At 71.8% G+C, this 13334-nt stretch carries 9 protein-coding genes; 7 read left to right on the top strand and 2 right to left on the bottom strand.

The window, feature by feature from the left end; translation table 11 throughout:
• The first annotated feature begins 2 nt into the window (after positions 1-2).
• The 3 genes from FB474_RS14740 to truA all read left to right on the top strand — a co-directional run bounded on the left by FB474_RS14740 (position 3) and on the right by truA (position 2615).
• Positions 3-1025, top strand: coding sequence for a DNA-directed RNA polymerase subunit alpha (locus tag FB474_RS14740; protein WP_141789334.1), 1023 nt, complete (start codon positions 3-5; stop codon positions 1023-1025).
• Between the two features lie 68 nt (positions 1026-1093).
• Positions 1094-1660 (top strand): 50S ribosomal protein L17, encoded by a 567-nt coding sequence (gene rplQ, locus FB474_RS14735; RefSeq protein WP_141789333.1) that lies wholly within the window; start codon positions 1094-1096, stop codon positions 1658-1660.
• Between the two features lie 37 nt (positions 1661-1697).
• Positions 1698-2615 (top strand): tRNA pseudouridine(38-40) synthase TruA, encoded by a 918-nt coding sequence (truA, locus tag FB474_RS14730; RefSeq protein ID WP_141789332.1) that lies wholly within the window; start codon positions 1698-1700, stop codon positions 2613-2615.
• On the opposite strand, the gene FB474_RS14725 is transcribed toward truA, so the two are convergent.
• Positions 2585-3475, bottom strand: a complete 891-nt coding sequence (locus tag FB474_RS14725) for a hypothetical protein (protein WP_141789331.1) — start codon at positions 3473-3475, stop codon at positions 2585-2587. The genes truA and FB474_RS14725 overlap by 31 nt on opposite strands.
• Before the next feature lie 193 nt (positions 3476-3668).
• Here FB474_RS14725 and FB474_RS14720 point away from each other — a divergent pair, with 193 nt between their 5' ends.
• Complete coding sequence (locus FB474_RS14720; RefSeq protein WP_141789330.1) at positions 3669-5351, top strand: ABC-F family ATP-binding cassette domain-containing protein; 1683 nt, start codon at positions 3669-3671, stop codon at positions 5349-5351.
• Positions 5352-5603: 252 nt separating this feature from the next.
• A complete protein-coding gene (pulA, locus tag FB474_RS14715; protein WP_141789329.1) occupies positions 5604-11387 on the top strand; it encodes a pullulanase-type alpha-1,6-glucosidase in 5784 nt (1927 codons plus the stop codon).
• Positions 11388-11453: 66 nt separating this feature from the next.
• Here pulA and FB474_RS14710 read toward each other — a convergent pair whose 3' ends face one another.
• On the bottom strand, positions 11454-12029 hold the full coding sequence (locus FB474_RS14710; RefSeq protein WP_281286345.1) for a winged helix-turn-helix domain-containing protein: 576 nt from the start codon (positions 12027-12029) through the stop codon (positions 11454-11456).
• A 244-nt stretch (positions 12030-12273) separates the two neighbouring features.
• On the opposite strand from FB474_RS14710, the gene rplM reads away from it, so the two are divergent.
• Together rplM and rpsI are read left to right on the top strand one after the other, a co-directional pair.
• Entirely contained in the window at positions 12274-12717 is a 444-nt protein-coding gene (gene rplM / locus FB474_RS14705; RefSeq protein WP_141789327.1) for a 50S ribosomal protein L13, read from the top strand.
• Positions 12718-12762: 45 nt separating this feature from the next.
• Entirely contained in the window at positions 12763-13269 is a 507-nt protein-coding gene (gene rpsI / locus FB474_RS14700; protein ID WP_141789326.1) for a 30S ribosomal protein S9, read from the top strand.
• Positions 13270-13334 lie beyond the last annotated feature (65 nt).

The following is a 13334-nucleotide window of genomic DNA, read 5'->3' as shown; positions in this document are numbered from 1 at the left end:
CAGTGCTCATCGCGCAGCGCCCCACCCTCAGCGAGGACGTCGTCTCCGACGCCCGCTCGCGGTTCGTCATCGAGCCGCTCGAGCCGGGATTCGGCTACACCCTCGGCAACTCCCTCCGCCGCACCCTGCTCTCGAGCATCCCGGGTGCCGCGGTCACCAGCATCCGCATCGACGGCGTGCTCCACGAGTTCTCGACGGTCCCCGGTGTCAAGGAGGACGTCACCGAGATCATCCTGAACATCAAGGGCCTGGTCGTCTCCAGCGAGCACGACGAGCCGGTCGTCATGTACCTGCGCAAGCAGGGCCCCGGCGCCGTCACCGCCGCTGACATCGCGCCCCCGGCCGGTGTCGAGGTCCACAACCCGGACCTGCACATCGCCACCCTGAACGGCAAGGGCAAGCTCGAGATGGAGCTGACCGTCGAGCGTGGCCGTGGCTACGTCTCCGCCGCGCAGAACAAGACCGGCGACGCCGAGATCGGCCGCATCCCGGTCGACTCGATCTACAGCCCGGTGCTGGCCGTGACCTACAAGGTCGAGGCCACCCGTGTCGAGCAGCGCACCGACTTCGACAAGCTGATCGTCGACGTCGAGACCAAGAACAGCATCGCCCCGCGCGACGCCATGGCCTCGGCCGGCAAGACCCTGGTCGAGCTGTTCGGCCTGGCCCGTGAGCTCAACGTCGAGGCCGAGGGCATCGACATGGGCCCGAGCCCGACCGACGCCGCCCTGGCTGCCGACCTGGCGCTGCCGATCGAGGACCTGGACCTGACCGTCCGCTCCTACAACTGCCTCAAGCGCGAGGGCATCCACACCGTGGGTGAGCTCGTGGCCCGCAGCGAGGCCGACCTGCTCGACATCCGCAACTTCGGTGCGAAGTCGATCGACGAGGTCAAGGCCAAGCTGGTCGGCATGGGGCTGCAGCTCAAGGACAGCCCGCCCGGGTTCGACCCGAGCGCTGTCGTGGGCAGCTTCGACGACGACTTCGACGAGGACCAGTCCTTCGCCGAGGACGAGCAGTACTGACCGCCTGACCGATTTCTGTGACCAACCCGCACACAGCGGTTCGGTCAGAACTCTGAGGAGAACAACCCATGCCCACGCCCACCAAGGGTCCCCGCCTCGGCGGCGGTCCGGCGCACGAGCGGCTGATCCTGGCCAACCTGGCCACCTCGCTGTTCGAGCACGACCAGATCACGACCACCGAGGCCAAGGCCAAGCGCCTGCGCCCGCTGGCCGAGCGTCTCGTCACGTTCGCCAAGCGCGGTGACCTGCACGCCCGTCGCCGGGTGCTCACGGTCGTCCGTGACAAGGGCGTCGTGCACCGCCTCTTCACCGAGATCGCTCCCGACATGGAGCAGCGCCCCGGTGGCTACACCCGCATCACCAAGATCGGCAACCGCAAGGGCGACAACGCCCCCATGGCCGTGATCGAGCTGGTGCGCGAGCCGCTGTCCCCGAAGAAGGCCACCGTCGCCGAGGCCGAGGCTGCGACCAAGCGCGCCGCCAAGTCCACCAAGGCGAAGCAGGAGGAGGCCCCGGTCGAGGCCCCCGCCGAGGCCGAGGTCGAGGAGACCGTCGAGGCTCCGGCCGAGACCGCCGAGACCACGGAGGCTCCGGCCGCCGAGGCCACGGACGAGTCCGGCAAGGCCGACGCCTGAGCCAGGCGGCTCACGCAGGCGCACTAGGCTGCGCTGCATGAACACCGACGAGCCCGTCGTCCCCGCACCAGGGGGCGGCGGGCTCGTCCGTGTCCGCATCGACTTCGCCTACGACGGCACGGACTTCTCCGGCTGGGCGGCCCAGCCGGGGCTGCGCACCGTCGAGCAGGAGCTGTCCTCCGCGTTGAGCACCGTGCTGCGCGCACCGGAGCCGGTGCGGCTGACCGTCGCCGGACGCACCGACGCCGGGGTCCACGCCCGCGGCCAGGTGTGCCACGCCGACGTTGACCCGGAGGCGTTCGGGCGGCTGCCCGGGCGGTCCGCGCGCACCCCGGAGCAGGCGGCCGTGACCCGCCTCGGTGGGGTGCTGCCGCCGGACGTCGTGGTGCGCCGGGTCAGCCTCGCGCCCGAGGGCTTCGACGCCCGCTTCTCGGCGGTCCGGCGCCGCTACCTCTACCGGCTCTGCGACCGGCCCGCGCAGGCCGACCCGCTGCGTCGGCGCGACACGGTCACGGTGCGCCACGAGCTCGACGTGGACGCCATGCATCGGGCGGCCCAGCTGCTGCTGGGGCTGAAGGACTTCGCCGCCTTCTGCAAGAAGCGTGAGGGCGCCACGACGATCCGCACCCTCCTCGACTATGCCTGGACCCGTGACGAGGACGGCACGCTGCTCGGGCGGGTCGAGGCCGACGCGTTCTGCCACTCCATGGTCCGGTCCCTGGTCGGAGCGGTGCTGCCGGTCGGGGAGGGGCGCCAGCCCGTCGAGTGGCCGGCGCAGGTCCTCTCCGCCGGGCGCCGGGACCCGCGCGCGGTGGTCATGCCGCCGCACGGGCTGTCCCTGGAGGAGGTCAGCTACCCGCCCGACGCCGAGCTGGCCGCGCGCGCCCGCGAGGCCAGGGCGGTGCGCACCGTCGACGGGGACGCTCAGGGCGCCATGGCGGTCCAGCCGCGGTAGTCCTCGACCGCGATACCGGCGTAGGTGGCGCTGCCGGTCAGGGCGGCGTCGACCTGGGCGAGCTCGCCCTCCATCTGGGTGCGGGTCATCCCGAAGAAGGTCTGCTTGACCTCCTCGGGGGCGCTGCCGAGGTCGTTCGTCTCCTGGCCGATGCGCACCGGGCGGCCGGTCGCCCTGGCGCTGGCCAGCGCGGCGGCGGCGATGTCCAGCGTGCCGTCGGTGCCGGCGGCGTGGTTGCGGTAGGCCATCACGGTGGTCCCGGCGACGCGGGTCATGACCGCCCGGTCCAGTGGCGTGCGGCCGTAGCTGACCGTGTTGAACCAGAACGGGATGTCCGCCTCGAGCGGGTGGGAGGGGCCGGCACTGGAGGCGAGCGTCGACAGCAGGCCGAGGTAGCGCTTGACCGTGCCGGACTGGTCGGTGGACCACGACGCCAGCAGGTAGGGCTCGACGTCGACGTGGACGCCGGTGAACAGCCCGCTGGCCAGGGCCGGCGTGAGCCAGCTGGTGACCGCCCAGGAGGGGGAGTCCACCCAGCCGGGGTCCCCGCCGAGGGCGTCGACCTGCATCCCCGCGGCGCGGGCCTGGGCACTGAGCTGCTGCAGGCGGGGCAGGTCGGGGGAGGAGGTGACCTGGGGCGGCACCGCCACGAAGAGACGGCTGACCCCACGGTCCCGGGCGAACGCGACGACGGTGGCGGGGTCGTCGGCACTCCACACCCACATGGCCCGGGCCGGGGTGGGCGGGGGAGCGCCGGCGCGCTTGCCCCCGGCGGCCAGGGCCGGCGTGGCTGCGCCGACGGCGAGGACGCCGGCCAGTGCGGCGGCCAGGGACAGGGTGAGGGCGCGGACAGGGGTCATGCGGCGAGCCATGCTGCCTCCACTCCGGCGTGTCACCGGCAGCGGCGGCGCCGGGAGGCTCAGGATGGGGCCGGTTGCACCCTCCTGAGGGCCGGTTTGACGAACCCGTGACCATTCACGATGGCGGTGTGATGGGCATGGCGGGTGAAACCGGGATGACTCGGCGACCCCCGGTGAGGGACAGTTGGCGGTTGTGGGCCACGTCGACATCAATGCCATCAGCTACTCCCTGCCCGACGGGCGTCCCCTGCTCGGCGAGGTCAGCCTCCGCGTGGGCGAGGGTGCCAAGGTCGCGCTGATCGGGCCCAACGGCACCGGCAAGACCACCCTGCTGCGGATCGTCAGCGGAGACCTGGACGCCCACGACGGCGCGGTCACCCGCTCCGGCGGCCTCGGCGTGATGCGCCAGTTCATCGGCAAGGTCCGCGACGACACCACGGTGCGCGACCTGCTGGTCGGCGTCGCCCCGCCGGCGGTCCGCGCCGCCGCGCAGGCCGTCGACGCCGCCGAGCTGGCGATGATGGAGCAGGACGACGAGAGGACCCAGATGGCCTACGCCCAGGCGCTCGCCGACTGGGCCGACGCCGGGGGCTACGAGCACGAGACGCTCTGGGACGTGTGCACCGTGGCCGCGCTCGGCGTGCCCTACGAGAAGGCCCAGTGGCGGGCCGTGCGCACCCTCTCCGGCGGCGAGCAGAAGCGGCTCGTCCTCGAGGCGCTCCTGCGCGGGCCGGAGGAGGTCCTGCTCCTGGACGAGCCGGACAACTACCTCGACGTGCCGACCAAGCGGTGGCTGGAGGAGCAGCTCATCGGCTCGCCCAAGACCGTCCTGTTCGTCAGCCACGACCGTGAGCTGCTCGACCGCGTCGCCACCCGCGTGGCCACGCTCGAGCCGGGCGCGGCCGGCAGCACGCTGTGGGTGCACCCGGCCGGCTTCGCGACCTACCAGCAGGCCCGCATCGACCGGAACGCCAAGCTCGAGGAGCTGCGCCGCCGCTGGGACGAGGAGCACGCCAAGCTCAAGGCGCTGGTGCTGATGTACAAGACCAAGGCCGCCTACAACGACGGCCTGGCCAGCCGCTACCAGGCGGCCAAGACGCGCCTGGCCAAGTTCGAGGAGGCCGGGCCGCCCGAGGCCGTCGCGGCCGAGCAGAACGTGCGGATGCGGCTCACCGGTGGCCGCACGGCCAAGCGCGCGGTGATCATCGAGGGGCTGGAGCTCACCGGGCTGATGAAGCCGTTCGACCTCGAGGTCTGGTACGGCGAGAGGGTCGCGGTCCTGGGCAGCAACGGCTCGGGCAAGTCGCACTTCCTGCGGCTGCTCGCCCGCGGCGGCAGCGACCCCGACATCGAGCACCGCCCGGTCGGGGACGTCGTCCCCTCAGCGGTCGAGCACACCGGTATCGCGCGCCTGGGCTCCCGGGTCCGCCCCGGCTGGTTCGCCCAGACCCACGAGCACCCGGAGCTGATGACCCGCACCCTCCTGGAGATCCTGCACCGGGGCGACGAGCACCGGGCCGGCAAGCCCCGCGACGAGGCGGCGCGGGCGCTGGACCGGTACGGCCTGGCGCGCTCCTCGGAGCAGACGTTCGCCTCGCTGTCGGGCGGGCAGCAGGCGCGGTTCCAGATCCTGCTGCTGGAGCTGAGCGGGGCGACGATGCTGCTGCTGGACGAGCCGACGGACAACCTCGACCTGCACTCGGCCGAGGCGCTGGAGGAGGGCCTGGCGGCCTTCGACGGGACCGTGCTCGCGGTCACCCACGACCGGTGGTTCGCCCGGGGCTTCGACCGGTTCCTCGTCTTCGGCGAGGACGGCGGTGTCTACGAGGCCGACGAGCCGGTCTGGGACGAGGGCCGGGTCCGCCGCGCCCGCTGAGATCACCACCGGACGCACCAAATCCGTTGAATCACGGCCGGAGGTCGTGTGAAACGGCGGATTTGGTGCGTCCGGTCGTTGGAGTAGCGGGCTACCGGGGCCCGGGCTGCAAGAACTTGCAGAAACTTTGCACTCCACCTCTGGTGCTGCGGCCGGGCTGGGCCTAACGTTCGCGGGGCGGTCCGCCGGGGCGGGGGCCGCGAACACCGACGGGCGGCCTCAGGGGGCGCTCGCTGACGTCCAGGAGTGCCCGTGGCCGGTCGCTGGTCCACCGTCGTCGCTGCCGTCGCAGCATCCACGCTCGCCACCGTCGGCCTGGTGCCGGCGCTGGCGCCCACCGCGGCGGCGGCCGACCGCACCGCCACGCTGGTTGGCTCGCTGCAGTCCGAGCTCGGCTGCTCCGACGACTGGCAGCCGGACTGCACGGGCACCGACCTGACCCGCGAGGGCGACGGCACGGCATACGGCAGGGACTTCCGGGTGCCGGCCGGCAGCTACCAGCTCAAGGTGGCGATCAACCACAGCTGGGACGAGAGCTACGGCGCGGACGGCGCCAAGGGCGGGGCCAACATCCCGCTGGTGCTGCAGGGACCGGCCACGGTGCACGTGTCCTACGACGACCAGACGCACAAGATCGGCGTCGCCCCGACCGACCTGCCCGGCCCGGCGACGGCGGCCGACAAGGCGCTTGCCGGATCCAGCCTGCGCGGGCCGCTGACCCGCGAGCGGTTCTACTTCGTCATGGCCGACCGGTTCGCCAACGGCAACCCCGGCAACGACAGCGGCGGCCTGACCGGCACCCGGATGGCCACCGGCTTCGACCCGACGGACAAGGGCTTCTACCACGGCGGTGACCTGGCGGGGCTGACCGGCAAGCTCGACTACATCAAGTCCCTGGGCACCACGGCGATCTGGCTGACGCCGGCGTTCAAGAACCGCCCGGTGCAGGGCACCGGGGCCGACGCCAGCGCCGGATATCACGGCTACTGGATCACCGACTTCACGAAGATCGACCCGCACCTGGGCAGCAACGAGGACATGAAGCGCCTCATCGCCGCCGCCCACGCCAAGGGGATGAAGGTCTTCTTCGACATCATCACCAACCACACCGCCGACGTCATCGACTCCGCCGACGGCCAGCACGGCTACGTGTCCAAGGCCCAGCGGCCCTACACCGACGCCAGCGGGAAGGCCTTCGACGACAAGGCCTATGCCGGGGGTGACACCTTCCCGGCGCTGGACCCGGCGACCTCGTTCCCGCACCCGCCGACGTTCCGCACCGAGGCGGACAAGACCGTCAAGGTGCCGGCGTGGCTGAACGACCCGACGCTCTACCACAACCGCGGTGACTCGACCTTCGCCGGCGAGTCCGCGGAGTACGGCGACTTCGTCGGGCTCGACGACCTCTGGACCGAGCAGCCCAAGGTCGTTGACGGCATGACCTACATCTACAAGCAGTGGGTCGACTTCGGCATCGACGGCTTCCGCATCGACACCGTCAAGCACGTCAACCTCGAGTTCTGGCAGCACTTCTCGCCGGCCGTCATGGATCACGCGCGCGCCCAGGGCAACAGCCGGTTCTTCATGTTCGGCGAGGTCTACGACGCCGACCCCAAGGTCATGAGCCGGTTCACCACCGCCGGGCGCCTGCCCGCCACCCTCGACTTCGGCTTCCAGTCCAACGCGCTCGCCTTCGCCCAGGGCAAGGCCACCGCGGGGCTGCGCGACTTCTATGCCGGCGACGACTACTACACCGACACGGACTCCAACGCCTACGAGCTGCCGACCTTCCTCGGCAACCACGACATGGGCCGGATCGCCATGATGCTCAAGGGATCTGGCTCCTCCGGCGATGACCTCATGGCGCGCACGAAGCTGGCCAACGAGCTGATGTTCCTCACCCGGGGGCAGCCGGTCGTCTACTACGGCGACGAGCAGGGCTTCATCGGCAGCGGCGGCGACAAGGACGCCCGGCAGGACATGTTCGCCACCAAGGTGCCCGACTATGCCTCGCAGGAGGTGCTCGGCGGCCCGTCCGGGAGCAAGGACCGGTATGACGAGTCCGCGCCGCTGTACCGCCAGCTCCAGTCCCTGGAGCGGCTGCGGGCGGCGAACCCGGGGCTCGCCGACGGCGCGCAGATCCACCGCTACGCCTCCGACGGCGCGGGCATCTACGCGTTCAGCCGCGTCGACACGGCGACCGGCACGGAGTACGTCGTGGCCGCCAACAACGCCACCACCGCGAAGTCGGCGACGTTCAGCACCTACAGCGACCGGATGCACTTCGCCCCGCTGCTGGGCGCTTCCCGCGACCTGGTCTCCGGCGCGGACGACCGGGTCAGCGTCACCGTGCCGCCGCTGTCGGTGTCGGTGTGGAAGGCCCGCAGCGGCCTGGCGCACCGGCGCACCGCGCCCGCCGTCTACCTCACCTCGCCCCAGGCGGGGGGAGTCGTCGGGGGCCGGGCCGAGGTCGGCGCCGCGATCCCCGAGAACGCGTTCGCCCAGGTGAGCTTCGCCTGGCGGGCGGCCGGGACCAGCCAGTGGCACCCGCTCGGCACCGACGACAATGCGCCGTACCGCGTCTTCCACGACGTCAGCGGCCTGGCCAAGGGCACCCTGCTGGAGTACCGCGCGGTCGCGAAGGACAGCAGCGGCAACATCTCGGCGAGCTCGTCCTACGGCGTCGTCGGCGACGCGGCAGCCACGGGCGGGAGCGGCGGCTCCGGCGGGGTCGGCCCGGTCACCCAGCCCGACAACGTCAGCGTGCCGGGAAGCGACAACTCCGAGATGGGTTGCCCCGGTGACTGGCAGCCGGACTGCGCCCAGGCGCAGCTCTCGCTCGACGCCAAGGACCAGGTCTGGAAGGGCACGACCACCTCGATCCCGGCCGGGGACTACGAGTACAAGGCCGCCATCGACAAGAGCTGGGACGAGAACTACGGCGCCGGCGGGGCCAAGGGCGGCAGCAACATCGCCTTCACCGCGCCCGGCGGACCGGTGACGTTCTACTACGACCACGCCACGCACTACGCGACGAGCACCGCGCAGGGCCCGATCATCACCGCGCCCGGCTCGTTCCAGAGCAAGCTGGGCTGCCCCGCCGACTGGAGCCCGGACTGCATGCGGCCGTGGCTGCAGGACCCCGACGGCGACGGGACCTACACGTGGTCGACCGACCAGATCCCTGCGGGCAGCTACGAGTTCAAGGTCGCCCACAACCTGTCCTGGGACGAGAACTACGGCGCCGGCGGTGCCCCCGGCGGGGCCAACATCGGCTTCTCGGTGCCCTCGGACGGCACGGTCGTGACGTTCTCCTACGTCCTCGCGACGCACCAGGCCAGCGTCAAGACCTCGCGGGCCGGTGCCTCACCGGACCTGAAGAAGGCCAAGGCCTACTGGGTCAGCCGCGACCTGCTCGCCTGGCCGGCCAGTGGCGTGCCCGCCGGTTCCGACCCGGCGTTGCTGCACTGGCGGCTGCACTGGTCGCCCACCGGCGACCTCGGCGTGGACGCCGAGGCGGTCACCGGCGGCTCCACCGCCGACCTGACGTATGACGCGTCAGGGCTCCCGGCCTCCGTCACCGCCGCCCACCCCGAGCTCAAGGGCTACCTCGCGCTGCGGCTGGACCCAAAGGTCGCGAGGCAGGCGGAGGACATCCTGCGCGGGCAGGTCGCCGTTGGGCTCTACGACGAGCTCGGCCGGTTGCTCGACGCCACCGGGGTGCAGACCCCCGGCGTGCTGGACGACCTCTACGCCCCGGCCGCCTCGCGGCGCAGCATGGGCGTCACGTGGGACGGACGCACCCCCTCGTTCGCGCTGTGGGCGCCGACCGCCCGGTCGGTCGACCTGCTGACGTGGCCGGCCGGCTCGGCCGCCGACGCGCCGGTGTCCGCCGCCACGCGGACGGCCATGCGCCGTCAGGGCGACGGCTCGTGGACGGCGGCGGGCCGCCCGCAGTGGCGCGGCGCGCGATACCTCTATGACGTGGAGGTGTTCGCCCCCACCACCGGCAGGGTCGAGCACAACCTCGTCACCGACCCCTACTCGGTGGCGCTGACGCTGGACTCGACCCGGTCGGTGGCGGTGGACCTGGCCGACCCGGCCTACCGCCCGGCCCTCTGGTCGGGGACGCCGTCGCCGACGCTGAAGCAGGACGTGGACTCCACGATCTACGAGCTGCACGTGCGGGACTTCTCCATCGGCGACACCAGCGTGCCCGCCGACCACCGCGGCTCCTACCTCGCCTTCGCCGACGACGGCAACGGCACCAAGCACCTCAAGGCGCTCGCCGCCGCGGGGCTCAACACCGTGCACCTGCTGCCGACGTTCGACATCGCCTCGATCGAGGAGGACCCGGCCAAGCAGGCCAAGCCGGCGTGCGACCTGGCCTCCTACGGGCCGGCCAGTGAGGAGCAGCAGAAGTGCGTCACGGCCGTCGCCGGCAAGGACGCCTTCAACTGGGGCTACGACCCGTGGCACTGGATGGCGCCGGAGGGCTCCTACGCCTCCAGCGCCGCGGCGGCCGACGGCGGCCAGCGGGTCGCGCAGTTCCGCACCATGGTCGGCGGCCTGCACCAGGACGGCCTGCGGGTCGTGCTGGACCAGGTGTTCAACCACACGCCGGCCAGCGGTGAGGCGCCGACGTCGGTGCTCGACCAGGTCGTTCCCGGCTACTACCAGCGGCTCAACGCCACCGGCGCCGTGGAGACCTCGACCTGCTGCCAGAACGTGGCCACCGAGCACGCCATGGCGCAGAAGGTCATGGTCGACGCGGTCGTCTCGTGGGCCCGCAGCTACCACGTCGACGGGTTCCGCTTCGACCTCATGGGCCACCACAGCCGCGACACCATGCTCGCGGTTCGGCACGCCCTCGACGCGCTGACGCTGCAGCACGACGGCGTCGACGGCCGCTCGATCTACCTCTACGGCGAGGGCTGGAACTTCGGCGAGGTGGCCAACAACGCGCTGTTCACCCAGGCCACGCAGGGCCAGCTCGGCGGCACCCACATCGGCACGTTCTCCGACCGCCTCCGCGACGCGGTGCGCGGCGGCGGGCCGTTCGACGAGGACCCGCGCAAGCAGGGCTTCGGCAGCGGCGAGGCGACCGACCCCAACGGGGCAGCGGTCAACGACGGCGCGGCCGGCTCGCTGCAGCACGACACCGACCTCGTCGAGCTCGGCCTCGCCGGCAACCTGCGGGCGTTCACGTTCACCGACACCGAGGGCAAGGTCGTGCGCGGTGACCAGGTCGACTACAACGGCTCGCCGGCCGGCTATGCCGACCAGCCCGACGAGGTGGTCAGCTACGTCGACGCCCACGACAACGAGACGCTGTGGGACTCGCTGACCTACAAGCTGCCGGTGGCCACGAGCATGGCCGACCGGGTCCGGATGAACACCCTGTCGCTGGCGACGACCGCCCTGTCGCAGACCCCGTCGTTCTGGCACGCGGGCGCCGACCTGTTGCGCAGCAAGAGCTTTGACCGCGACAGCTACGACAGTAGCGACTGGTTCAACACCCTCGACTGGACCGGTGCGGACAACGGCTTCGGCCACGGCCTCCCGCGCGAGGGCTCCAACAGCGCCAAGTGGCCCTACATGAAGCCGCTGCTGGCCAACCCCGCGCTCAAGCCCTCGGCGACCGACGTGGCGACCGCCTCGGCCCAGGCCCAGGACCTGCTGCGGCTGCGCTTCTCCTCGCCGCTGTTGCGCCTCGGCTCGGCCGACGCCATCCGCGCCAAGGTCGGCTTCCCGGTCTCCGGCACCGGTGACGCCCACCCGGGCGTGGTCGTCATGCGCATCGACGACACGGTCGGGGCGGACGTCGACCCGGCCCTGAAGGGCCTGGTCGTGGTGTTCAACGCCTCGCCGAGCGCGGTGGCCCAGAAGCTGCCCGGTATGACGGGTGCCGACCTCGCGCTGTCCCCGGTCGAGGCCGGGGGAGCGGACCCGGTGGTCAAGACCTCCCGGTGGGATGCGTCGAGCAGCACCCTGACGGTGCCCGCTCGTAGCGTGGCGGTGTTCGTGCAGCACTGACGCGTACGAGGTGAGGGGCCCCGGTGCGCCGGCCACCCGGCATACCGGGGCCTTTGCCTGAGCGGGTCAGGTGCGGCGGGGCGGGTCGACCGGCAGGGGACAGGTGTAGACCGAGACCCGCTTGGCCTGCGGGCTGCCCGCGCCGACGCGGCGGTAGCGCTCGAGCAGGTCGTGCAGCTCGCCACGCAGGGCCGCGAGCTGGGCCGGGGTCACGAGCACGAGGTGGTCCTCCAGCCCGACCTGCTCCTGCCAGTCCCCCGGCCAGTCCGCGCGGGTGTCCAGCCAGTCCTGGGCCTTCTCGGCGAAGTGCTGCACGTAGTCGCGGGCCAGCCAGTCCAGGGCGGCGTCGTCGTCGTCGCCGCCGTCGTCGGCCGGCTCGGGACGGGGGCTGCCGCCGGGGCTGGCCGCCCACAGCCGGCGCCGACCCGTGCCCTCACCGGTGTCGACCACGAGGCCGACCTCGGCGAGCTTGCGCAGGTGGTAGCTCGTCGCGCCGGTGTTGGTGCGCAGCCGCGCCGCCAGGGCGGTCGCCGTCGCCGGGCCGGTGCCGCGCAGCTCGGCCATGAGCCGCGCGCGGACCGGGTGGGCCAGCACCCGCAGGCCCGGTCCGTCGACGTGGAAGGGGGCGGAGGACGTGGTCACGAATGCACAATAGTTGTGCACAATCCGTTTGCACAAACAGGCTCTGGAAGCCCCGACGCGGCCGCTGACCGGCGGATTCGTGCTCAGATCCGGGGTGGGGGCGAGGATTTGGAGGCCTCTTCGGGGCGTCGGTAAACTCATCTCTCGTTGTGCAACTGGCGGCCGGTGGGTCGCAGGCCCCCGGCCCGCCGGGCGGAGCGCACTCCACGTCGTTGAGTCATCACGAGAGAACGAAGGCATAACCGTGCGTACGTACACCCCCAAGGCCAGCGAGGTCACCCGCGCCTGGCACGTCATCGACGCGACTGACGTCGTCCTTGGCCGCCTCGCGAGCCAGACCGCGATCCTCCTGCGGGGCAAGCACAAGCCGACCTTCGCCCCCCACGTCGACACCGGTGACTTCGTCATCATCATCAACGCTGACAAGGTCGCCCTCACCGGCGCCAAGCTGGAGAAGAAGAAGGCGTACCGCCACTCCGGCTTCCCGGGCGGCCTGAAGGCCACGACCTACCAGGAGCTGCTCGCCAAGAGCCCCGAGAAGGCCGTCGAGAAGGCCATCCGCGGCATGATCCCCAAGAACTCCCTCGGCCGCCAGCAGCTGTCCAAGCTGAAGGTCTACGCCGGCGACACCCACCCGCACCAGGCCCAGAAGCCGGTGCCCTTCGAGATCTCACAGGTCGCGCAGTAAGTCCGGCTCGCGCCTGACCTGTGCAGAAAACGAACGAGGAGAATCGTGGCTGACACCACCCCCGTCGACACCGCTGACATCGCGGGCGACGAGCAGGAGCTTTCCAACTACACCAGCGAGTCCGAGGCCCCGGCCGCGGCCGAGGCGCGCCGCCCGGTCGTCACCGCCCCCGGCGCCGGCACCGGCCGTCGCAAGCAGGCCATCGCCCGCGTGCGCATCGTCCCCGGCACCGGCGAGTGGAAGATCAACGGCCGCACGCTGGACGAGTACTTCCCGAACAAGGTCCACCAGCAGATCGTCAACGAGCCCCTGAAGGTGCTCGAGCTCGACGGCTCCTACGACGTGCTCGTGCGCGTCCACGGTGGTGGCCCCTCCGGCCAGGCCGGCGCCGTGCGCCTGGGCGTGGCCCGTTCGCTGAACGAGGTCGACGCCGAGGCCAACCGCCCGACGCTGAAGAAGGCCGGCTTCCTGACCCGCGACGCCCGCGTCCCGGAGCGCAAGAAGGCTGGTCTGAAGAAGGCCCGCAAGGCGCCTCAGTACAGCAAGCGCTGATCCATCGCAGTCCCGCCAGTGGCGGCTTCGGACCCTGCACGCGTGCAGGCCTTCGGAGCCGCCAC

Source organism: Oryzihumus leptocrescens (assembly GCF_006716205.1).
Lineage (GTDB): Bacteria > Actinomycetota > Actinomycetes > Actinomycetales > Dermatophilaceae > Oryzihumus > Oryzihumus leptocrescens.
The sequence above is the reverse complement of the archived record's forward strand: the minus strand, read 5'-3'. Positions and strand labels throughout refer to the sequence as shown.

Coding starts and splice junctions, on each gene's coding strand:
- rplQ (WP_141789333.1), top strand. CDS start 1,094: ATGCCCACGCCCACCAAGGGTCCCCGCCTCGGCGGCGGTCCGGCGCAC.
- truA (WP_141789332.1), top strand. CDS start 1,698: ATGAACACCGACGAGCCCGTCGTCCCCGCACCAGGGGGCGGCGGGCTC.
- FB474_RS14725 (WP_141789331.1), bottom strand. CDS start 3,475: ATGACCCCTGTCCGCGCCCTCACCCTGTCCCTGGCCGCCGCACTGGCC.